This is a genomic window from Neisseria sp. CP9, from assembly GCF_047758525.1.
Classification (GTDB): domain Bacteria; phylum Pseudomonadota; class Gammaproteobacteria; order Burkholderiales; family Neisseriaceae; genus Neisseria.
Genome location: NZ_CP180502.1, coordinates 2,646,901 through 2,668,733 on the forward strand (window position 1 = coordinate 2,646,901; position 21,833 = coordinate 2,668,733).

Annotated in this window: 24 protein-coding genes and 1 pseudogene; 10 read left to right on the plus strand and 15 right to left on the minus strand. The window is 50.0% G+C overall.

Annotation, left to right across the window (positions count from 1 at the left end):
• Positions 1 to 20 precede the first annotated feature (20 nt).
• The 3 genes from ACMYUL_RS12780 to ACMYUL_RS12790 form a co-directional block, all read right to left on the minus strand.
• On the minus strand, positions 21 to 380 hold the full coding sequence (locus ACMYUL_RS12780) for a hypothetical protein (RefSeq protein WP_415770965.1): 360 nt from the start codon (positions 378 to 380) through the stop codon (positions 21 to 23).
• Between the two features lie 168 nt (positions 381 to 548).
• Entirely contained in the window at positions 549 to 1,067 is a 519-nt protein-coding gene (locus ACMYUL_RS12785) for a GbsR/MarR family transcriptional regulator (RefSeq protein WP_039409892.1), read from the minus strand.
• Between the two features lie 126 nt (positions 1,068 to 1,193).
• On the minus strand, positions 1,194 to 1,454 hold the full coding sequence (locus ACMYUL_RS12790) for a hypothetical protein (protein WP_070513569.1): 261 nt from the start codon (positions 1,452 to 1,454) through the stop codon (positions 1,194 to 1,196).
• Between the two features lie 362 nt (positions 1,455 to 1,816).
• On the opposite strand from ACMYUL_RS12790, the gene hpnC reads away from it, so the two are divergent.
• A complete protein-coding gene (hpnC, locus tag ACMYUL_RS12795; RefSeq protein WP_070513571.1) occupies positions 1,817 to 2,632 on the plus strand; it encodes a squalene synthase HpnC in 816 nt (271 codons plus the stop codon).
• 54 nt (positions 2,633 to 2,686) lie between these two features.
• Here the strand turns inward: hpnC and ACMYUL_RS12800 are convergent, their stop codons facing one another.
• The 3 genes from ACMYUL_RS12800 to ACMYUL_RS12810 form a co-directional block, all read right to left on the minus strand.
• A complete protein-coding gene (locus tag ACMYUL_RS12800) occupies positions 2,687 to 3,547 on the minus strand; it encodes an EamA family transporter (protein WP_415770968.1) in 861 nt (286 codons plus the stop codon).
• A gap of 180 nt (positions 3,548 to 3,727) precedes the next feature.
• A complete protein-coding gene (locus tag ACMYUL_RS12805; protein WP_070513578.1) occupies positions 3,728 to 4,192 on the minus strand; it encodes a carboxymuconolactone decarboxylase family protein in 465 nt (154 codons plus the stop codon).
• A gap of 138 nt (positions 4,193 to 4,330) precedes the next feature.
• Positions 4,331 to 4,996 (minus strand): NAD(P)H-dependent oxidoreductase, encoded by a 666-nt coding sequence (locus ACMYUL_RS12810; protein WP_415770970.1) that lies wholly within the window; start codon positions 4,994 to 4,996, stop codon positions 4,331 to 4,333.
• A gap of 103 nt (positions 4,997 to 5,099) precedes the next feature.
• Between ACMYUL_RS12810 and ACMYUL_RS12815 the strand changes: the two genes are divergently transcribed.
• Positions 5,100 to 5,594, plus strand: a complete 495-nt coding sequence (locus tag ACMYUL_RS12815) for a MarR family winged helix-turn-helix transcriptional regulator (RefSeq protein ID WP_070513585.1) — start codon at positions 5,100 to 5,102, stop codon at positions 5,592 to 5,594.
• Between the two features lie 69 nt (positions 5,595 to 5,663).
• On the opposite strand, the gene ACMYUL_RS12820 is transcribed toward ACMYUL_RS12815, so the two are convergent.
• Entirely contained in the window at positions 5,664 to 6,455 is a 792-nt protein-coding gene (locus tag ACMYUL_RS12820; protein WP_415770973.1) for a tetratricopeptide repeat protein, read from the minus strand.
• Positions 6,456 to 6,502: 47 nt separating this feature from the next.
• The gene (locus tag ACMYUL_RS12825; RefSeq protein ID WP_342031613.1) at positions 6,503 to 6,760 is read right to left on the minus strand and encodes a hypothetical protein; all 258 of its coding nucleotides are present in this window, start codon (positions 6,758 to 6,760) and stop codon (positions 6,503 to 6,505) included.
• A 361-nt stretch (positions 6,761 to 7,121) separates the two neighbouring features.
• Between ACMYUL_RS12825 and ACMYUL_RS12830 the strand changes: the two genes are divergently transcribed.
• Positions 7,122 to 8,261 carry an RNA ligase RtcB family protein gene (locus ACMYUL_RS12830; RefSeq protein WP_415770975.1) on the plus strand — a complete coding sequence of 380 codons (1,140 nt, stop codon included), beginning with the start codon at positions 7,122 to 7,124 and terminating at the stop codon, positions 8,259 to 8,261.
• Positions 8,262 to 8,263: 2 nt separating this feature from the next.
• The gene (gene prfH / locus ACMYUL_RS12835; RefSeq protein WP_415770977.1) at positions 8,264 to 8,908 is read left to right on the plus strand and encodes a peptide chain release factor H; all 645 of its coding nucleotides are present in this window, start codon (positions 8,264 to 8,266) and stop codon (positions 8,906 to 8,908) included.
• Between the two features lie 119 nt (positions 8,909 to 9,027).
• Here the strand turns inward: prfH and ACMYUL_RS12840 are convergent, their stop codons facing one another.
• Positions 9,028 to 9,228: a protein MIGRI gene (locus tag ACMYUL_RS12840; RefSeq protein WP_415772968.1), complete on the minus strand. Its 201-nt coding sequence runs from the start codon at positions 9,226 to 9,228 to the stop codon at positions 9,028 to 9,030.
• Between the two features lie 157 nt (positions 9,229 to 9,385).
• On the opposite strand from ACMYUL_RS12840, the gene metX reads away from it, so the two are divergent.
• From metX to ACMYUL_RS12855, 3 genes are all read left to right on the plus strand, one after another.
• A complete protein-coding gene (gene metX, locus ACMYUL_RS12845; protein WP_415770979.1) occupies positions 9,386 to 10,525 on the plus strand; it encodes a homoserine O-succinyltransferase MetX in 1,140 nt (379 codons plus the stop codon).
• Positions 10,522 to 11,103: a methionine biosynthesis protein MetW gene (metW, locus tag ACMYUL_RS12850; RefSeq protein WP_003743445.1), complete on the plus strand. Its 582-nt coding sequence runs from the start codon at positions 10,522 to 10,524 to the stop codon at positions 11,101 to 11,103. Before metX ends, metW begins: the two co-directional genes overlap by 4 nt.
• A 221-nt stretch (positions 11,104 to 11,324) precedes the next feature.
• Positions 11,325 to 12,161: an NMB0938 family lipoprotein gene (locus ACMYUL_RS12855; RefSeq protein ID WP_415772970.1), complete on the plus strand. Its 837-nt coding sequence runs from the start codon at positions 11,325 to 11,327 to the stop codon at positions 12,159 to 12,161.
• Between the two features lie 153 nt (positions 12,162 to 12,314).
• On the opposite strand, the pseudogene ACMYUL_RS12860 reads toward ACMYUL_RS12855, so the two are convergent.
• The 5 genes and pseudogenes from ACMYUL_RS12860 to ACMYUL_RS12880 all read right to left on the minus strand — a co-directional run.
• Positions 12,315 to 12,422, minus strand: a pseudogene (locus ACMYUL_RS12860) (IS5/IS1182 family transposase); the annotation flags it as partial.
• 21 nt (positions 12,423 to 12,443) lie between these two features.
• Entirely contained in the window at positions 12,444 to 13,739 is a 1,296-nt protein-coding gene (locus ACMYUL_RS12865; protein ID WP_415770981.1) for an NAD(P)/FAD-dependent oxidoreductase, read from the minus strand.
• A 132-nt stretch (positions 13,740 to 13,871) separates the two neighbouring features.
• Positions 13,872 to 14,759, minus strand: coding sequence for an ABC transporter permease subunit (locus ACMYUL_RS12870; RefSeq protein ID WP_415770982.1), 888 nt, complete (start codon positions 14,757 to 14,759; stop codon positions 13,872 to 13,874).
• A complete protein-coding gene (locus ACMYUL_RS12875; RefSeq protein ID WP_003759903.1) occupies positions 14,759 to 15,724 on the minus strand; it encodes an ABC transporter permease subunit in 966 nt (321 codons plus the stop codon). The genes ACMYUL_RS12870 and ACMYUL_RS12875 overlap by 1 nt, the downstream gene beginning before the upstream one ends.
• 15 nt (positions 15,725 to 15,739) lie before the next feature.
• Positions 15,740 to 16,864, minus strand: a complete 1,125-nt coding sequence (locus ACMYUL_RS12880; protein ID WP_029609631.1) for an ABC transporter ATP-binding protein — start codon at positions 16,862 to 16,864, stop codon at positions 15,740 to 15,742.
• A 546-nt stretch (positions 16,865 to 17,410) separates the two neighbouring features.
• Between ACMYUL_RS12880 and radC the strand changes: the two genes are divergently transcribed.
• Positions 17,411 to 18,091 (plus strand): RadC family protein, encoded by a 681-nt coding sequence (gene radC, locus ACMYUL_RS12885; protein WP_070513609.1) that lies wholly within the window; start codon positions 17,411 to 17,413, stop codon positions 18,089 to 18,091.
• Positions 18,092 to 18,421: 330 nt separating this feature from the next.
• Positions 18,422 to 20,995: an ATP-dependent chaperone ClpB gene (gene clpB / locus ACMYUL_RS12890; RefSeq protein ID WP_415770984.1), complete on the plus strand. Its 2,574-nt coding sequence runs from the start codon at positions 18,422 to 18,424 to the stop codon at positions 20,993 to 20,995.
• A gap of 113 nt (positions 20,996 to 21,108) precedes the next feature.
• On the opposite strand, the gene ACMYUL_RS12895 is transcribed toward clpB, so the two are convergent.
• Positions 21,109 to 21,414 (minus strand): hypothetical protein, encoded by a 306-nt coding sequence (locus ACMYUL_RS12895; RefSeq protein ID WP_415770986.1) that lies wholly within the window; start codon positions 21,412 to 21,414, stop codon positions 21,109 to 21,111.
• 284 nt (positions 21,415 to 21,698) lie between these two features.
• Here ACMYUL_RS12895 and ACMYUL_RS12900 point away from each other — a divergent pair, with 284 nt between their 5' ends.
• Positions 21,699 to 21,827 carry an IS3 family transposase gene (locus tag ACMYUL_RS12900; protein WP_415772972.1) on the plus strand — a complete coding sequence of 43 codons (129 nt, stop codon included), beginning with the start codon at positions 21,699 to 21,701 and terminating at the stop codon, positions 21,825 to 21,827.
• Positions 21,828 to 21,833: the final 6 nt, after the last annotated feature.

The following is a 21,833-nucleotide window of genomic DNA, read 5'->3' on the forward strand; positions in this document are numbered from 1 at the left end:
GAAATATAAGGGTAAAAAAATTAGGCAGGTTTTTGAATATCATCTTCCCCCGGAGGATTGGGCAAGCTCAAAACGCCAACAATCAAAGAATAAGTACGGCCTATTACCATGCCGGCTAGGAGGCTGGTGACAAAATCTGCACCAAACAGTAAAAGATACAGGCAACCGCATAATGATCCGGTTATGATGGCCCGTATAAGGCCGCGTAAGTCTCTATATGTAGACGTCAAACTTAAGATCAAACCGCAAATTAGGGCTGGTACGGTAAAGAATAAAGCATAGTAACCGATACTAAACGCAAAAAATATCGTAGATGCAGTATAAGCGATGATGACTCTGCCTCTCGGATAGTTGAAATAATCTTCTGTTGAATGCGACATAACACACCTATGATTGCGTAAGAGAAACCGGGTTGGGTATATTATAGTGGATTAACTTTAAACCAGTACGGCGTTGCCTCGCCTTGCCGTACTATCTGTACTGTCTGCGGCTTCGTCGCCTTGTCCTGATTTAAAGTTAATCCACTATAAAAACCCATTTAATTGGCATCATCGGAAAAATTTTTGTATTCCGGCGCCTATTTTTAAAATTTTCACCATGGTTGAAGTAGAAAGCTTCAACATTTCATTTGCCCACGTGGTAAGCGTACTGATGAAATCATGGGTTTGTCGGATTCGCTGCTTGGCGGTTTCGTTTTCCTGACTAAATTCAGGGCTGTCGATCAGGCTTTGCAAAAATTGCCGCGTCGGTTCGATTTCACGCTGCATACGCATTTCTGCGATGGTGCGGAACAAAGTCCAGACGTCGTCTGAAGTTTCAAAATGATCGCGTCTGTCGCCCAAAATATGCACGGTATGCACCAGTCTCAGGTTTTGCAGCTCTTTGATGCTGTTGCTGACATTGGAGCGCGCTACGCCGAGCGTTTCGGTGATTTCTTCGGCATTCATCGGTCTGCCTAAAATGTAGAGCAGGGCGTGGATTTGCGCAACGGTACGGTTGACGCCCCATTTGGTGCCCATTTCGCCCCAGTGGAGGATGAATTTTTCAGTGGTCGGATTCAGTTTCATAGTGAGGGTATTTTATTTTTGTCTTTTATTTCTGTCAATACAGAAATAAAAGATTTTTTGAAAATAGCAAAAAACAGGCGGACCGAATATTGCCCGCTATTCAGTCCGCCTGTTTGGAAAGGCAGATTATTTTTTTGACTGTTGTTTGTAGTATTCCAGCAGTTGCTTCGCTTGCAATAAAGGCAGTTCGAAATGCTCGGTGATGTTTTTGAGGTCTGTTGTTTCTTTTCCGGTCAGATTGTGTTCAAGCCATTTCAGATTGTCCGGATTGTTTTTGATTTTTTCGAAATACGCCTGTTTGCGCTTCCAATTTCGCGACCACACCAGCAGCATGGTAAAAATACATAGAACGATTAAGAAAATATTCGTGAAAGCCATCATGTCCATCGTCGTCTCCGCTTGCTTGGCAGTATGGGGATTATAAGCGAATCAATCGGTTGCGGATATATTGGGGAATGAGGGAGGCTTGGTGTTGAATCAAGGTTTGATGACTTCGCGTCTTTTTCGTATCTAATAATCCGTTTTGTGAAAAAGGTCGTCTGAATTTGGAGAACAAGATGATTGGGTGTTTGGCGTTCGGATTTCTATGCGCGCCGTACAGTTAAATCATTAATAAAATAATGTGTTGTGTTAAAATCATGCTGAGTTGCTAATACAGGTTTGGAAGTACAGCCCGCCATAAGCCAATCATGTGAGCAATGCGGCTCCGTACTTTCAGACGACCCCAAGATACCGAATTTAAAATAGCTATGTCCGTCAACCATTATGAAAATTTCCCCGTCGGCTCGCTCGTTATGCCACGCCGTCTGCGCAAGCCTACCTATGCCGTTTACGCTTTTGCGCGCACTGCCGACGACCTCGCCGATGAAGGCAATGCCGAAGCTGCTGAACGCTTGCGCGCTTTGGACGAACTCAAAGCCGAACTTGACCGCATACAGCGCGGCGAAGTGCCGTTGACTCCGTTAATTCAACGTCTGCAACGCGAAGCCATTGCGCCTTTCAAGCTGCCGCTGCAGCCGTTTTACGATCTTTTGTCCGCATTCAGTCAGGATGTTGTCAAAACCCGCTATCAGGATTTTGGCGACCTGATCGACTACTGCCGCCGTTCCGCCAATCCAATCGGGCGCATTATGCTGCACCTTTACGGACAAACCGACGAAGTCAGCATCGCCCAAAGCGACGGCATCTGCACCGCGTTACAACTCATCAACTTTTGGCAGGATGTTGCCGTCGATTGGCAGAAGGGCCGCGTCTATATCCCGCAGGACGACTTGGAAAAATTCAAAGTAAGCGAAGCGCAAATCGCCGAAGGCAAAGCGGATTTTGCGTTCCAAAGACTGATGGCGTATGAATGCAACCGCGCGTTCCAAATGCTCAAGGGCGGCTCGCCCTTGGGTAAAACGCTGAAAGGCCGCTTGGGATTTGAATTGCGGATGATTATTGTAGGCGGACAACTGATTTTGCAGAAACTGGACGGCAGCAAATACGATGTATTCACGCAACGCCCTGTTTTGGATAAAAAAGATTGGCTGATTATTCTGAAACGGGCATTCTTGAAGAAATAAACTGGCCGGCGCAAGAGGTCGTCTGAAAAGCAGCTTGAAGGCTCAAGGCTGTTTTCAGACGACCTTTTTCATGACTGCACGTTGCACCCCGAATATCGATACCAATACCAACGCAAATCCTGCCAGCGATTTCGCGTCCATGCTTTGTCCTAAAAACAGCCAGCCCAAGACAAATGCCGAGACGGGGCTGAGCAATCCCAGCGATGAAACCGCAGCAGGCGAAAGTTTAGCAATCCCTTTGAAAAACAACACATAAGCCAACACAGCACCAAACAGGCACAAATACAGATAGCCGCCGATATTGGCGGGGCTTAAAGATTCGAGCGGCAGTTCGGCAAGCAGGGCGACGGGCAGTAAAAACAAGCCGCCGATAAAAAGCTGCCAGCCGGTAAACGCCAACACGGGCAACGAAGTACGGCGGTGTTTCGACAAATAAACGCCCAGCGCCATCGCCGCCGCGCCCGCCAATGCCGCCAAAATCCCCGTCCCGTCATAGCGCGCCTGCGGCGACAAAACCAAGAGCGCAATCCCCACAACGCCTGCCGCCGACCAAGCCCAAGCTGCTTTCGGCGGCATGGTTTTGCCGATTAACCAAGTGAACACCAGCACCATCAGCGTCTGCGTCGAACTCAATACCGCCGCCAGTCCGCCCGGTAAGCGATACGCCGCCACAAACAACATTGCCTGAAAAAAGCCGATGTTCAAAAAACCGAGCAAGACAACGGTTGCCCATTCATCGCGTTTGGGTATGCGCCGCGTCCACACCAACAGCAAAAGCCCGGCGGGCAACACGCGTATCAGTGCAGCGGTAAATGGGCGATCAGGCGGCAAGAATTCGGTGGTCACGAGATAGGTGCTGCCCCAAATCAGCGGGGCGAGCGCGGTGGTCAGGATGGTGGCGGTACGGCTGGGCATTTTGATTCTCGTAGGAATGCAGCTTTTCAGATTGACTATGCAGTAGGTCGTCTGAAAAAAAGGGAATGGGGTGTGATGGGGCAATAGCAGCCTGCACTTTGGTTTTGAATGTGCAGACTGCTTTTTATATTTTAGGTAGCCCCTGTTGTTGTTTGATCGATTTCAGATTGTCTTGCCAGACTAAACCAGCCCTGCCTTCTCCAATCCCATCAGGCCGTCCATGCTGCCTGCTGGGGTGGCAAAAGCCACGTTCAGGCGGTTCCAGACGTTGATAGTGTTGATGACGTGGGTCAATGCCACCAGTTCTTCTTCATCAAAATGGGCGCGTACCGCTGCGTAGTCTGCATCGCGGATACCCTGTTTGGAGATGCGGGTCAGGTTTTCCGCCCATTGCAGCGCAGCCCGTTCTTTTTCAGTAAACAGGGTTGATTCGTGCCAAACGGCCAAATGATGCAGGCGCAGTTCGCGCTCGCCGTGCAGCTTGGCTTCTTTAACGTGCATATCGACACAAAAAATGCAGCCGTTGATTTGCGAAACACGCAGTTTCACTAAATCTTTCAGGGTACTATCCAGTGTGAGGCTGGCTTCCAAGGCCAGCAGTGCCTTATAGGTATTAAGAGCATATTGGGAATAGTGCAAGCGCATAAGTCCTCCAAATAAATGAATAAGCGGGTGGGAAATTTGGCCTATCGGAAACCTTCTTCATTCAAGTGCAGGCTACCATCGGTCAAAACTCTTGATTTTACCAACTGGTGAATGTCTGTGTTGCTGATTTTCAGGCGTTTATTCAATCCAATCAACCACATCATCTACCGCCTGCCGCGTTTTGGCACGCTTGGGTTCGCCTGCGCGATAGCCGAACGCCGCCATGACGCTGACGCGGTATTCGTCAAGATTAATGAAGCCTTTGCCGGACAGCAACTTTTCCACATTTTCCTTTTGAAAGCCCTCAATCGGCGTGGAATCCACACCAATCAAAGCGGCGGCAGTCATCATGTTTGCCAACGCGATATAGGTTTGCTTGGCTGCCCAATCGTTAAACGAGCGCGGATTATCGGCAATGGCAAAATCGGTTTCGGCAAACTGCTTGAAAAATTTTTGCATCATTCCAACGGTTTCAGGCGGCATTCCATGCACACCGCCCCAGATTTTTTCTTGATAATCCGCCTGCATGGCAGCCTGCGTCCGCGCCAGTAGAATCACAAAATGGCTGCAATCCATGATTTTTTCCGCCGCGCCCCATGCGATGCCGCGCAACTCTTCGCGCAGAGTACGGTTTTGTATCACCAAAAACCGCCAAGGTTCCAGCCCGAACGAACTGGGCGACAGGCGTGCGGTTTCCAGAATATAGGCAAAATCATCGGCAGGGATTTTCTTCGCTGCGTCATAGCTTTTGCAGGCGTGGCGGAAACGGAAGGCGTTTAAAACGGCTTGTTTATCGGCAAACATGAGTTTCTCCGGTTTGTTTATCTTGAAGTCAAGCTAAATATAAATAGAGATTAACTTGAAGTCAAGATAAAATAAAGGGGTTCTGAACAATAAAGGTAACAAAATGACCGACCATGTCGATGCCCCTGCCCGCGCCGTTGCCCAATGGAAACAGGAACTGCCTGAATTGGCAGCCGAAAATATGCTTTTGATAGGTCGTCTGAAACGCGCTACTGCACTAATCGTGCGCGAACTGGAGAAAGTTTACGGAGAATACGGTTTGACTGAAGGCTCGTTCGACGTGCTTGCCACCCTGCGTCGCAGCGGCGCGCCTTATACGCTGACACCGACCGAGCTGTTTTCAGCGCTGATGGTAACGTCCGGCACCATGACCACGCGCCTGAAAAATCTGGAAAACCAAGGCTTAATTGACCGCCTGCCCAATCCGGACGACGCGCGAAGTATGCTGGTACGCCTGACCGACAAAGGCAAAGAATTGATTGAGAAAGCTTTGTTTCCGCATGTGGAGAACGAAAAGCGGCTGATGAAAAAATTAGATTTAAAAACCAAAACATCGCTTGAACACGGTCTGGAGAAATGGTTGGAGGTTTTGGAATGAAGTAAGTGAAAGGTCGTCTGAAAACGCTACACGCCGTTTTCAGACGACCTTGGTTTATTGTTCAGGCTTCTACTTTTCTAGCCTCTTTAATTGCTTGGCGGCATATTTGTTGCCTGCCTCGGCGGCACGGCGGTAATAGCGGGCGGCTTTTTTCAGACGACCTGTATCTTCATAGAGGATACCGAGGTTGGATAATGCCATGATGCAGCCCGCGCGGGCGGCGAGTTTGTACCATTTTTTCGCCTGGCTGTTGCTGCGGCGCACGCCGTTGCCCTTGTAGTAGAGGAAGCCTATGTTGTTGCAGGCGGCTTCATCCGCTTGTAAGGCGGCGCGGGCGTACCATTTGTAGGCTTTGGTGTAGTTTCGGGGCAGACCGAGGCCTTCATCGTATAGGTAGCCGAAGGCGCGTTGGGCTTCGGCGCAACCCGCTTTGGCTGCTTTGCGGTAAAGCAGGCAGGCTGTCTTAATGTCTTTTTTGCCGCCGAGGCCGCGCTCGTTCAGCCAGCCGAGGCGGTAGGCTGCATAGGCTATATCGGGGTTTGTAATACTGTGTTGCTTAAAGGCACGTGTATACCATTTGCGGGCTCGGCGGTAGTCGGGCTTTTCTGCAAATTCGTACAGGCGGCCGAGGGATTCCTTTGCTTTGGGATGACCGAGTTTGGCGGCACGGCGGTAATATTTTTCGGCTTTGGTGAGGTTTGGCTTGGCACCTTCGCCGTATTGGTGGGCATTGCCGAGACCGAACCAGCCGTCGGGACAGCCTTTTTTGGCGAGTTTGCGGTAGGCGGCGTAGGCTTCGTCAGAACAGACATAATTGAGGCATTCGAGCAGGGCGGCGCGGTAGAGAGATTTAGGATTCATGGTTTCTGCCTTTCTGGTGGTTTCAGATGACCCCTGTGTGGAACCGTTTACAAAATGAATTTGGCGTGCAGTCCGCTTTTTGAATGGCTTTTCGGAAGTTTCACCGCCAGCGGTTGGGCGTGCTGCGGTTGATGCGTATGGGTGGTCGGTAAGGTTTTGATTTTTGTGTTTTTGATTTTCAGACGACCTTTGGGGTCGTCTGAAAACTTGTTGGAACAGGTTTGAACAGATGATAAACCAAGCGGCGGTCTGACAACGTGGAACGATGGTGCGGGTAGTGTAACAGGCTGCTTTTTTGTTTTCATTACATTATGGCAGTTATACAACATTTCTTCATAAAAAACACAGTTTGATTGTAACGTTTCAAACATTTCCCCTATAATCCGCCTGTTTTCAATTTTCACATGCAAAGAAAGGAGCAGCCATGACACGCAACACTTCAATCCGCTCAATCACATTCTTTGCAGCCCAAGCGTCGGCCTGATTTTCGGACAACGCGTTCCCGCATTTCCCATATCGCCCGCTTCGGGCTGCTTTCCCATCAATCGGACAGAGGTCGTCTGAAAATGTCAGACGGCAGTCGGTATATTTTCAAACCGGACATCTTTTTCGTTTTGTCGGTTTGGACTCGTTTTGCCATCTGTCCGTGTTAAAGAAAGCATACACATGGGCAATTATCAATATCCCCATCATATTCACATCATCGCTGATTCAGAAACCTGGATTGAAGGCAACGCCGTCGCTCAACTCGAAACCACCGCCAAGCTGCCGCACATGTTGCGCGTAGCCGGTATGTCTGATTTGCACGCGGGGCGCGGTTATCCCGTCGGTGCAGCTTTTTTCAGCGACCGTCATTTTTACCCCGCGCTCATCGGCAACGACATCGGTTGCGGCATGGCGTTTTGGCAAACGGATTTGTCCGCCGCCAAACTCAAACCCGTCAAACTTGCCAAGCAGCTCGGCAACATTGATACGCCTTTGAGCCAAGACGAACAAGAAGTCTTACTTGGAGAAGCTGCATCCGATTTTCCGTTTTCAGACGACCTTGCTGTCGGCACCATCGGTGGTGGCAATCATTTTGCCGAATTGCAAAGTGTCGAAACGGTTTACCGCGCTGATTTGCTTCCCGCTGACTTTGATTCAGACCGTTTGCAATTGTTGGTACACAGCGGTTCGCGCGGCTTGGGTCAGCAAATTTTGCGACGCCACGTCGAAGCCTACGGACATCGAGGTTTGGCAGAAGGCAGCGAGGCTGCGGCGGACTATCTTGCCGAACATCAGGCAGCCCTTGAGTTCGCCGGTCTAAACCGCCGCCTGATTGCCGCCAGAATGCTAGACCGCTGGCGCACGGAAGGAGATTGCCTGCTCGACGTGCATCACAATTTCCTCGAGCAAACCGAAATCTCAGGACAAACCGGCTGGCTGCACCGCAAAGGCGCAACACCTGCTGATAAAGGTCTGGTCATGATACCCGGCTCGCGCGGCGATTACAGCTATCTGGTTCTGCCGACCCAAGATTGTCAAATTTCGCTGAACACATTGGCACACGGCGCAGGACGGAAATGGCAGCGCGGCGAATGCAAAGGAAGGCTGTCGCACAAATATTCCGCCGACAGCCTGCGCCAAACCGCATTCGGCAGCGTGGTCGTTTGTCAAGATAAGGCTCTGATTTTTGAAGAAGCTCCGCAGGCTTATAAAAGCATAGACAGCGTCATTTCAGCCATGAAAAACGCAGGTCTGATTGAATTGGTCGCCCGGTTCAAGCCCGTTTTGACTTACAAAACCAGCGGCGGATGCGGAGAATAAATATGAAGCAAAATTTACAAACGATTTATCTGCAAATTTCCACCGCCCAAGGACCCGCCGAATGCCGCATCTTTGCCCGTTTCGTATTGGGCAGGCTGCTCGCTGAGGCGCAGGCGGAAGGTGTCGAAGTGGAAATCATCTCCGAAACTGCCGATAAACACGGCATTATGTCGGCGGTGCTTAAATTGGACGGCAAACCTGCTGAAACTCTGGCGCAGCGTTGGCAAGGTTCGCTCCAATGGATATGCGCCAGCCCCGTCCGCCCAAAGCATCCGCGTAAAAACTGGTATATCGGCGTTTTCCGCATGCCTGATATGCCTGAAATGCCGTCTGAAAGCGAGATTGAGTTTCAAACCTGCCGTTCGGGCGGCAAAGGCGGGCAGCACGTCAATAAAACTGAAAGTGCTGTGCGTGCTACTCATAAAGCAAGCGGTATTTCCGTGCGCGTTGAGAGCGAACGCAGTCAACATGCCAACAAAAAATTGGCTTTGACCCTGCTGGCACAAAAGTTGGCGGAACATCATGCCGGACAGACCGACGATTACGCCCGCGCGCAACACAGCCAGCTTTATCAGGTGGAGCGCGGCAATCCAAAACGGACGTTCGTCGGAATAGAGTTTAAGCAGAAGTCGGATTCTAAACGTTGAGTTGAGACAGCCGCTTTGGTAATGTAGCAATCTTCCGTATTTTTAATATGCGGGAAAAGGTCGTCTGAAAATGCAGATTTGCGTTTTCAGGCGACCTTTTGTTGTCTATGAATATCCGGTCAATAAGAATCCGGGATGTGTTTGAAATACAGCATGACCAGATACCAAAATAGCGTCGCTGCGGCTGCGCCAAGCAGCACCCATGCGCTGATTTTTGCGACATCACGCAGGGCGCGTTTTTGCTTGTGGCTGAAGAGGCGGTTGATAATCAGCGCGGCAAGTGCGAAAAAGAAAAAAATACGGAAAAGTCTGCCTATCATGTCGGGGAGCGGGGGAGGTCGTCTGAAAAAGTATGGTTCGGGCACGGCGGCATGGGGACGGATGTTTGAGCGCGTCAGGCTGCTTGTCCGACCGTGTCAAAAAGTCATGCCGTTTGCTATATAATAACGCTTTTCGCCGCATTTGTTGGAACAGGATATGAGTCAAAATGCCTCGGTGGGCATTGTAACGCCCCAAAAAATTCCGTTTGAGATGCCGCTGGTTTTGGAAAACGGTAAAACTTTGCCTCGTTTCGATCTGATGATTGAAACCTACGGCGAGCTGAATGCCGAAAAAAACAATGCGGTTTTAATCTGCCATGCGCTGTCGGGCAACCATCATGTTGCGGGCAGGCATTCGGCGGAGGATAAATACACAGGCTGGTGGGACAATATGGTCGGACCCGGCAAACCGATTGATACGGAACGTTTTTTCGTGGTCGGTTTGAACAATCTGGGCGGCTGCGACGGCAGCAGCGGGCCTTTGTCGATCAATCCTGAAACGGGCAGGGAATACGGCGCGGATTTTCCGGTAGTTACGGTGAAGGACTGGGTAAAATCCCAAGCCGCGCTTGCCGACTATCTCGGCATCGAACAATGGGCGGCGGTTGTCGGCGGCAGCTTGGGCGGCATGCAGGCTTTGCAGTGGACGATTTCCTATCCGGAGCGCGTGCGCCATGCCTTAGTGATTGCGTCTGCGCCGAAACTCTCGACGCAAAATATCGCGTTTAATGATGTAGCGCGTCAGGCGATTTTGACCGATCCCGATTTCAACGAAGGACATTACCGCAGCCACAATACCGTTCCCGCACGGGGCTTGCGGATTGCCCGCATGATGGGACACATTACTTATCTTGCCGAAGACGGTTTGGGTAAAAAATTCGGGCGCGATTTGCGTTCAAACGGCTATCAATACGGCTTTGGCGTTGAATTCGAAGTGGAATCCTATCTGCGCTATCAGGGCGACAAATTCGTCGGACGGTTTGATGCCAACACTTACCTGCTTATGACCAAGGCTTTGGACTATTTCGATCCGGCGGCGGATTTTGGAGACAGCCTGACCCGCGCCCTGCAAAATGTGAAAGCGAAATTCTTTGTCGCCAGCTTCAGCACTGACTGGCGTTTCTCGCCCGCGCGTTCCAAAGAGCTGGTCAAAGCGCTTATTGCCGCGCACAAGCCGGTGCAGTATATCGAAGTCAAATCCAACCACGGCCATGACGCCTTTTTGATGGAAGACGAAGCCTATATGCGCGCCGTAGCGGTTTATATGAACAATGTTGACAAGGATTGCCGATCATGAATTTGCGCGACGATTTACAGTTGATTTACGACTGGATTCCTGAAGGCAGCCGCGTCTTAGACTTGGGCTGCGGCGACGGCGAATTGCTGGCGGCCTTGGTGGAACACAAAAAATGCAGCGGCTACGGCATCGAAATCGATACCGACAGCGTCATCGCCGCCATGTCGCGCGGCGTGAACGTCATTCAAGCCGATTTGGAGCAGGGTTTGGCAGAATTTGGCGATCAGACGTTTGACGTTATCGTCTTGAGCCAAACCATCCAAGCCATGCAAAACACCGAAAAAATCCTGCGCTGCCTCATGCGCGTGGCGAAACAGGCGATTGTCAGCTTCCCAAATTTCGGCTACTGGCGCAACCGCTTCCAAATCGCTATCGGCGGGCATATGCCGGTTTCCGAACGCATGCCCTACCATTGGTACGACACGCCGAATATCCATTGGTGTACGCTCAAAGACTTTGATTTATTGTGTGCCAAAAACAAAATCCGCGTCCTCGAGCGCGCGGTCATGACGGGCAACAAACAGGTCAAACACTTCCCCAACCTTTTGGGCAGCTTGGCGTTTTACCGCGTCGGGTAAGATAGCTTGAGAACCTTGTTGGCAATAACGAGGTTCTTTGGTTCTATTAATAATAGGTCGTCTGAAAAATGAAATGGCAGATTTTCAGACGACCTTTTTATAGTGGATTAAATTTAAATCAGGACAAGGCGACGAAGCCGCAGACAGTACAGATAGTACGGCAAGGAGAGGCAACGCCGTACTGGTTTAAAGTTAATCCACTATATGTTGAAAACAATACAATGAAAAACGAAACGTCATCACTTCTCTTATTACTTACCGCAATCATGCTGACCGCGTGTTCTCCGAACAAAGAAGATAAAACCAAAGAAGTCGGCGCATCCGCTGTTCCATCCTCCACGTCATCTGCTTCTTCCCAAACTGATTTGACTCCAATGGTGTCCACCTCCAATAGCGTCAAGCAAGTAGAAAGCGCACCTTCTTCAAATTGTGCCAATCTGCATCAGATTGACGGCATTGATGATTTTGTCCGTCAGGTTGCCGAGAATATCGATTCCAGTTGTTTGTTTGAACGCAGCCCTAAAGAATTGGCGGCGATTTGGGGCATTCCCGGCGGAGATGATCCTCTGGCTCAGGCAATGTTTCCTGATATCGATGCGAATGACCCTGAAAACGTTAATAAAGTGATAGAAGCTATTGATCAGATGACAAAAGGGGAGCGAAGCTATAATGAGCAGGTGATAGAACCGTTAGTTCAAGAGATGAAGGCACTCAGGCAGCAGAATACTTTGGTTTTATCAATAGGCAGTCATACGAGCCAAGGTTCAAATCAGCCGCTGAGAATAACGCGCAATTTCGGCATAGAAGCAACGCCGGAATATCTCAAGAAACACGGCGGCGGGTTTGGTGGGAGTTTTCAAAACATCAGCCAGCTGCCCGAATATTTGAAAGCGCGCGGGAAGATTTTTGAGGCGCAAAGGGCATTCCGCCTGTTCAACCGCGACCGCAGCCCTGATAAGCCTTATCTGGAAATTGTGTTTGACGAAAGCGGGAAAATTTTTTCGATTACCGTATATGAAAATGTTTCCAATCCGGCAAGCGAGATTCATTTGATGTGATGGGTTTGGGACGCAAATGGAGAGGGTGGGAATCTGGATTTATTGAGTGTTCGTTGTGAGTTTGATGCGATAGCAGTTCGATTGAAAGCCTTCTATTCAATATCAAAAAGATCGTCTGAAACCTGAATCGGGTTTTCAGACGACCTTTTGTTTGTATAGTGGATTAAATTTAAACCAGTACGGCGTTGCCTCGCCTTGTCGTACTATTTGTAATGTCTGTGGCTTCGTCGCCTTGTCCTGATTTAAATTTAATCCACTATATGTTCGAGCTTAACCAAATACTTAACGGCTGTCTTTCCATTGGTAATATTTCGAGCCGAGGAAGGAGCCGAGTTTGCGCAGGAAAGGTTGGGTAATGATGTTCGGGTGTTTGAGTTTTTCAAACGGTTTCAGACGACCATCGTCGCCCATGATGGCTTCGGCGATGGCAAGGCCTGCTATGCCGGTAATCGCCATGCCGTGTCCCGAGTAGCCTTGGGCATAGTAAACAGTAGGCGCGAGTCTGCCGAAGTGGGGGGTAAGGTTGGCGGTGATGTCGCATTCGCCACCCCATGAATGTTCGATTTTGACATCGGCAAGCTGGGGGAAGACTTTGAGCATGTCTTGGCGGACAAGCTCGGTCATGCGGTCGGGGTCGTCGATGAACTCGTTGTCTTTGCCGCCGAAGAGCAGGCGGCCGTCGGAACTGAGGCGGTAGTAGTCGAGGACGTGGCGGTTGTCGCAGACGGCCATGTTGTTGCGGATGAGTTCTTTGGCGCGTTCGCCCAGCGGTTCGGTGGCGATGATGAAGGTGCTGACGGCGATGGCTTTTTTTTCCAACGGCTTGAATTTTTGATGCAAACCGGCGTAGGTGTTGACGGCGTACACGAGGTTTTGGCATTCGATGCTGCCGTCCGGGGTATGGACGAGCCAGCCGCCTTGATAGGGTTCGATACGGGTCATCGGGGACTGTTCGAAAATCTGCGCGCCTGCTTCGGCAGCGGCGCGGGCGACGCCCAGGGTATAGTTGAGCGGATGGAGATGGCCGGAATGGGGGTCGAATTGCGCGCCTAAGTACATATCACTGTTAAGCTGTTGTTTGAGCGTGTCTTTATCCCAAAGTTCGTAATGGGTGGCGTTGTAATGTTTTTGGGCGTGTTCATGCCATTGTTGCAATTCTTCCCAATGCTGCGGGCGGATGGCGACGGTAGCATAGCCACGCTGCCAATCGCAGGCGATTTGGTGTTTTTTAACCCGTTCGTCAACGAGTTCGACGGCTTGCAGGGATTGCTGCCAAAACCAGCGGGCTTGTTCCAAACAGACTTGTTTTTCGATTTCTTCCATACCGCAGGCGTAATCGCTGATGACTTGCCCGCCGCTGCGTCCAGATGCGCCGAAGCCGACGCGTGCGGCTTCGAGTACGATCACTTCGTGTCCGTTTTCGGCAAGGGGGAGGGCGGTGCAAACTCCTGTCAATCCTCCGCCGATGACGCAGGTTTCGGTTTTCAGACGACCTTCAAGTTTGGGATAAGCGGCGTGGGGATTGATGGTGCTGAAATAATAGGAGGGAAGGTATTCTTTAAAATTGGGATGAATCATAGGGTAATGCTTTACGGTGGTTTCAGACGACCTTTGGAGGGTAGTTGAGGGTCGTCTGAAAAGTGGGTTAAACGGGTTGTGTGAAGAAAACAGGCTGACCTTGCATTGATGCGGTCAGCCTGTCTGATTGGGTCAATTTGTTTTTTCTGCGGCAAGCTTTTCCTGACGGTAGGCTTCGGCGGCTTCTCGGTCACGTTTGGTTGCTTGACGCATCATCCAGTAATTGATGACGATGACCAGCGTACCGATGATGCCGATAAGGATGGTTGCCAACACATTCATCTGCGGGTCGAGACCCAGCTTGATTTTGGAGAAAATCACCTGCGGCAATGTGGAAGAACCGGGGCCGGATAGGAAGGAGGTAATCACCAAATCATCCAGCGACAGGGTAATGCCGAGCAGGAAGCCTGAAGCGATGGCAGGGGCAATCAAGGGTAGGGTGATGACGAAAAAGATTTTCAGCGGGCGAGCACCCAAGTCCATTGCGGCTTCTTCGAGCGATTGGTCGAGCTCCACAAGACGCGAACGGATGACGACGGTAATGTATGCCATACAAAGCGTCGTATGTCCGAGGAAAATGGTGAAGAAACCGCGGTCGAAGTACAGTCTTTGTAGCAATTCGCTGCCTTGCAGGAACATCTGCACCTGAATAATCAGGAGCAGCATGGACAGACCGGTAATCACGTCAGGCATAACCATAGGCGCGGAAATCATACCGGCGAACAAGGTGCTGCCGCGGAAGCGTTTGATACGCGCCATCGCGTAGCCTGCCAACGTACCTAAAACAACGGCAGCAAGCGAGGAAACAGCGGCAATGCGCAGCGACAGCCAAGCCGCTTCCAAGATGGTGTCGTTTTCCAGCAATGCGCCGTACCACTTGGTCGAAAAGCCACCCCAAACGGTAACCAGTTTGGATTCGTTAAACGAATAGATGACCAAGACGACCAGCGGAATGTACAGGAATGCCAGCGACAGCATCAGCATCAGTTTCAGGAACCAAGATAATCGGGATTTTTGCATTATTTGGCTCCTTCTTCCAATTCGCGGTTTTCATAATGCTGGAACAGCGCAATCGGCACGACCAGCAGTGCGACCATGACGACGGCGACGGCAGAAGCCAACGGCCAGTTGTTTTGATCGAAGAATGCTTGCCACAAGACTTTACCGATCATCAGGTTTTCCGAACCGCCGACCAACTCGGGAATCACGAATTCACCGACTGCGGGAACGAAAACCAGCATGGAGCCTGCGATGATGCCGGTTTTGGACAGGGGCAGGGTAATGGTGAAGAACGATTTGACTGGTCCTGCACCCAAATCAGAAGCAGCTTCGAGCAGGCGGTTGTCGAGTTTCACCAGTTGCGTGTAAAGCGGCAGGATCATAAACGGCAGATAAGCATAAACCATAACCAAGTTCAGCGAGAACGCGTTGTAAAACAGGTCTAAAGGTTCTTCAATAATCTGCATTTTGAGCAGGAAATTGTTGATGATGCCGTTGTGTCCCAGCAGGCCCATCCATGCGTAGACGCGCAGCAGGAAGGAAGTCCAGAAGGGCAGCATGATCGCAAGCAGCAGACCGTTGCGCATGGCGGGATTAGCGCGCGAAATCGCATAGGCGGTCGGATAACCGATCAGCAGACAAATGATGGTCGTTGTCAGCGCAGTCTTAATCGAAGACCAATAGGTCATCAGATAGATATTGCTGTTTTCGCTGTCGCCGAACGGATTCAGGGTATTCCAAAAATTCTGGAAAATATCGGCATAGTTTTGATAACTGATGGCGATGTTCAGACGACCTAAATCTTCATCGACGCTGGTTAGCGGCGTAAACGGCGGAATGGCGATTTCTTGTTCGGCAAAGCTGATTTTCAGCACGATGGCGAACGGAATCAGAAACAGCACCAAAAGCCAAATATACGGCACGGCGATGACCGCACGCTGACCCGGGCGGCGGAATAGTTTGTTTTTCAGTTTTTTAAGGTTCATCTCATTCCCCTTAAATTAACGGAACAACGGAGTCGGTTGATTTTCCGGCCAGCTGATATAGACGGTTTCGTCCCAAGTCGGCGGCGTGATGTTGCGCACATACCAATAAGGTGCAGGAACTTGGCTTTTAACGACGCGACCATTGGCGAGTTTGATGTGGTAAATCGCGAAACTGCCCAAGTAGGCGATTTCTTCCACTGTGCCTTTTGCCCAGTTGAAGCTGCCCAAGTGGTCGGGTTTTTCTTTGTACAAATCAATGTCTTCAGGACGGATGCTGACCCAAATGTCTTGCTCGCTCGGGCCGCCCAGACCGTGGTCGATGCGGACGTGGTTTTCCAAGCCTTCGCATTCGATGACGGCATAATCGGCATGGTCTTCAATCACGACGCCGCTGAAAATATTGGTTTCGCCGATAAATTCGGCAGTAAAGCGGCTGTTTGGATAGTCGTACACATCGCTAGGCGTACCGACTTGTTGCAACTGACCGTCGGACATAATGGCGATGCGGGTCGCCATCGTCATCGCTTCTTCTTGGTCGTGGGTAACCATGATGCAGGTTACGCCGACTTGCTCCAGCGTATTGACCAATTCGAGCTGGGTTTGTTGGCGCAATTTTTTGTCCAACGCGCCCAAAGGTTCGTCAAGCAGCAGGATTTTCGGACGTTTTGCCAAGCTGCGTGCCAAAGCGATACGTTGTTGCTGACCGCCGGACAATTGATGCGGTTTGCGCTTGGCGTATTTGGTCATCTGCACCAGACGCAGCATTTCTTCCACGCGCGCAGCGATTTCATCTTTGGGCATTTTGTCTTGTTTCAGACCGAAGGCAATGTTCTGCTCCACAGTCATGTGCGGGAACAGGGCATAGCTTTGAAACATCATATTGATGGGGCGCTCGTAGGGGGCAAGTTTGGTAATGTCCTGACCGTCCAGAATGATTTTGCCCTGATTAGGGCTTTCCATGCCCGCCAGCATACGCAGCAGCGTGGATTTACCGCTGCCGGAGCTGCCCAAAAGGGCAAAGATTTCATGTTGATAAATATCCAAGTCGATGTTATCGACAGCGTAATTGTCACCAAACTTTTTCACCAAGCCTTGGATTTTGAGATAAGGTTTGGCTGAAGACGCAGTGGTTGCGGTCATAATGGCAATACTCCAATAAAAATGACGAGTACCGGCAAAACGGATTTTCGAAAGGGTGATAAAAAGCTGTTTGATTGCTGGCGGGAGTCGCAACGTCGAAACGTCGTCTGAAACTCTTGTGAAGCGCACGGGCAGCATGGATGGGAAACGGCTGGAAATACAAGGGTAAACCGTCTCCGCAGAACTCGCTATTATATTAGCCTATGGCACGCAGGGGCAATACGAAATTGCCCGAAGGGGCTGATTTTTCGCGGATTCGATTTAAACAGTGCGGCTTGTTATCGGTCGGATTGAATCTACTATCAAACCCATATGGGCAAATAGGAAGGAGCAGTTGCCTTCATATGGGAAATTTAAGCGCGTTGTTTTTATGCAATTAATTTATATAGATATTATGCTTTTATCTTAAATATTTATTCAAAATATAATAAAATTTGAAATATTAACAATAAAAGTAGTTTCTTGGCGTGGGGTTTTACCCAAGCACAATGAGAAACAGATTTTCAAATAAATTTTTTCCGTGAATTTTTACGCAAGGGGTAAAACATGAGTATCAAACAGTGGCCTGAAGGCGAGCGACCGCGTGAAAAATTATTGGCACGCGGTGCAGGCGCATTGAGCGATGCGGAGCTGCTGGCGATTTTGCTGCGGGTCGGTACGCGCGGGATGAGTGCGGTGGATTTGGCACGTTATCTGCTGAACGAGTTTGGCAGCTTGGGCAAACTGATGAGCGCCGACGCTAAAACACTTTCCGCATACAAGGGCATGGGTTTGGCGAGTTTTACCCAATTTGCCGTCGTCAAAGAAATCGGCAGGCGAATTTTGGGCGAGGATTTGCAGGAAAACATCACGCTTTCCAGTCCGAAAGCTGTTGCCGACTATTTGCGCCTGCATTTGGGGCATGAAAAGATAGAAGTCAGCACCGCGCTTTTGCTCAACCGCCAAAACAGGCTGATTGCCATGCGTGAACTCTCGCGTGGAACGGTGGCAGAGAATACCGTCTATATCAGGGAAATCGTCAAGCTCGCATTGGACGAATACGCCGACAGCCTGATTATCGCGCACAATCATCCCGGCGGTTCGGCAACGCCTTCGCAATCAGACATTGCATTCACAGGTCGTCTGAAACAGGCTTTGGCATTGGTTGATGTCTCGCTTTTGGATCATTTCATTGTTACGGCGAAAGAAGTCTGCTCGATGCGGGAACAGGGGTATATGGAGGGGTAAGGAAGATGTCTTGCTGGAATTGAGCGGATTGTCTTAGTTCTGATTCTGTGGGAACTGATTGATTTTATTAGTATTCGACTGTCAAAAAGGTCGTCTGAAAAATGTTTTCAGACGACCTTTTTTGCGAATGTGGAAGTCTTTATTTTTGTATCGGTAATCTCTTTTGAACTCAAACAATAAAAGTTATACACATATATTTTAAAATTAAAATCTATATAAAACAGTAGTATAAACATATTTTTCTATTTTAATGAAATTTTTGGTGTTGAGTTATCCACATTTGGGCCTATATTGGGTGTAACGAAATTCTAACCAAAGGAAACCAAAAAGATGAGATTCGACAAATTAACCGCCAAATTCCAACAAGCCCTTGCAGAAGCTCAGAGTTTGGCGTTGGCTGCGGACAGCAGCTATCTGGAAGCGGGCTTTGTGCTGAAAGCCCTGCTTGACGACCAAAACAGCGGAGCCGCCGCGCTCTTGGCTCATGCGGGCGTGAACGTGCCGCAGGTGAAACAGCGTTTGCAGCAGCATTTGAACAGCCTGCCGAAAGTGTCCGGTCAGGGCGGCGATATTCTGCCCAGCCGCGAATTGCAGGCGGTGTTGAACCTGATGGACAAAGCGGCAACCAAACGTGGCGATGCCTATATCGCCAGCGAACTTTTCCTGCTTGCCTTGGTGCAGCAGAACGATGCGACCGGCAAAATCCTGAAAGAAGCCGGTGCGACCGAACAAAACATCAATGCCGCGATTGACGCGGTACGAGGAGGACAAAACGTGAATGATGCCAATGCCGAAGACCAACGCGATGCGTTGAAAAAATACACGCTCGATCTGACCCAGCGCGCCCGCGACGGCAAACTTGACCCTGTTATTGGCCGCGACGACGAAATCCGCCGCGCAATTCAGGTGCTGCAACGCCGAACCAAAAACAACCCAGTGTTGATCGGCGAGCCGGGTGTGGGTAAAACCGCCATCGTCGAAGGCTTGGCGCAACGCATCGTCAATGGCGAAGTGCCTGAATCCCTACGCAACAAACGCCTGCTGGTTTTGGATTTGGCGGCATTGATTGCCGGCGCGAAATACCGCGGCGAATTTGAGGAACGCTTGAAAGGCGTGTTGAACGACTTGGCAAAAGACGATGGCAACACTCTGATTTTCATTGATGAAATCCATACTTTGGTCGGCGCAGGCAAAACCGACGGCGCAATGGATGCGGGCAATATGTTGAAACCGGCTTTGGCGCGCGGCGAACTGCACTGTATCGGCGCGACCACTTTGGACGAATACCGCCAATACATCGAAAAAGATGCGGCACTCGAACGCCGCTTCCAAAAAGTATTGGTCGGCGAACCCAGCGTGGAAGACACCATTGCCATCCTGCGCGGTTTGCAGGAACGCTACGAAATCCACCACGGCATCGACATTACCGACCCCGCCATCGTTGCCGCCGCAGAGTTGAGCGACCGCTACATCACCGACCGCTTCCTGCCCGACAAAGCGATTGATTTGATTGACGAAGCCGCCAGCCGCATCAAAATGGAGCTGGACAGCAAACCCGAGCAGATGGACAAACTCGACCGTCGCATCATTCAGCTCAAAATGGAAAAAATGCACGTTGCCAAAGAGAGCGATGACGCCAGCAAAAAACGTTTGGAGCTGATAGACGAGGAAATCGACGGCCTGCAAAAAGAATACGCCGATTTGGACGAAATCTGGAAAGCCGAAAAAGCTGCGTCTTCGAGTACCGCCGACATTAAGAAACAGATGGACGACATCAAAGTCAAAATCGAGCAGGCCAAACGCCAAGGCGACTTCGCCCGTGCGTCCGAACTCGAATACGGCGAGTTGCCGAAATTAGGCGCGCAGTTGCAGGCGGCGGAAAGTAACCCCGATGGCAAAAAACAAAACAAACTCTTCCGTACCGAAGTCGGAGCGGATGAAGTGGCCGAAATCGTATCGCGCATGACCGGCATCCCCGTGTCCAAAATGATGGAAGGCGAACGAGACAAGCTGCTGAAAATGGAAGAAGTATTGCACCGCCGCGTGGTCGGTCAAGACGAAGCCGTGCGCGCCGTGTCCGACGCCATCCGTCGCAGCCGCTCCGGCCTTGCCGACCCGAATAAACCTTACGGCAGCTTCCTGTTCCTAGGCCCGACCGGCGTGGGTAAAACCGAGTTGTGCAAAGCTTTGGCAGGCTTCCTGTTTGACAGCGAAGACCACCTCATCCGCATCGATATGTCTGAATACATGGAAAAACACGCCGTTGCCCGCCTGATCGGCGCGCCTCCGGGCTATGTCGGCTACGAAGAAGGCGGCTACCTGACCGAACAAGTCCGCCGCAAACCGTACAGCGTGATTCTTTTGGACGAAGTGGAAAAAGCCCATCCCGACGTGTTCAACATCCTGCTGCAAGTATTGGATGACGGTCGCCTGACCGACGGACAAGGCCGCACAGTAGACTTTAAAAACACTGTTATCGTCATGACTTCCAACATCGGCAGCCAGCACATTCAACAAATGGGCACGCAGGATTACGAAGCCGTGAAAGAAGCGGTGATGGACGAGGTGAAAGCCTACTTCCGTCCCGAAATGATCAACCGTATCGACGAAGTGGTCGTGTTCCACGGACTGGATCAGGAGAATATCCGCAACATTGCGAAAATTCAGCTCAAAGGCTTGGAAAAACGCCTAGAAGCGCAGCACCTGCACCTGAAAGTGGACGATGCCGCCTTGGATTTGATTGCCAAAGCCGGTTTCGACCCCGTGTACGGCGCCCGCCCGCTCAAACGCGCCATCCAGTCGGAAATCGAAAACCCGCTGGCAAAAGCCCTGCTCGAAGGCAAATACGCGCCCGACAGCACGATTCATGTGAAAGAAGAGGGCGGCAAGCTGGTGTTTGCCTGATTTGAGTGTAGATTGAGATAAAGTGATGAAAAGGTCGTCTGAAAACTGTTGGCGCGAAGTCCACTGATTTCAGACGACCTTATTAGGTTATTGTCCAATTTATACGTTTTGTATCATAAGGTTTTCATATTAAAAGATATTACTTGTGATACCAAATCGTTGTTATCAAAAAATACAATTATCCGATTGTTATCATAATCTCCATCAGTATCCGGCAACCAGCATACGGAAATATGTGAATTCTGATAATTTGAGTCGTAATAATCAGAATCAAAAAAATATTTAATTTCAACCCATTTTCCGCTAGGAAATTCAAATAATCTTTTTAAATAATCGTTCTTTTTTTCTAAAACAAAATCATCTAATAACAAATCTAATTCGACTGCTGATTTAAGCTTTTCATCTGAGGAAGGTTTCATGATGTCTCCTTATTGAACAAATGATTTAATATGAACAATCGCTTCTAAATTTGCCTGACCAATCTTACCTGTATTGATAGCTTCCGGTAAGTTTTACAGTGTGGTTACGTCATTAAGGTCGTCTGAAAAACGTTTTCAGACGACCTTAATGCTTGATTGGGATTCGTACTTAAGCCTCTATCCAAGAGATGCTGCTCAAAGGGAACTTTGGGAATAATGCGCCGATGCAGGGGCTTCTTTGCGGTAATGAAGACGGGGTTCTTTGCCGTGCAGGGGAATTGACGATGGATGAATTGATGAAACAGATAGAGGATTATATGGATTCCTATAATCAGGAACGTTGCAGTTCGAAATTGAAAAGCCGGGTCCTGTCACATATAGAACCCGGCTCATATAGAGTGTCTGATGAATAGGCTTTT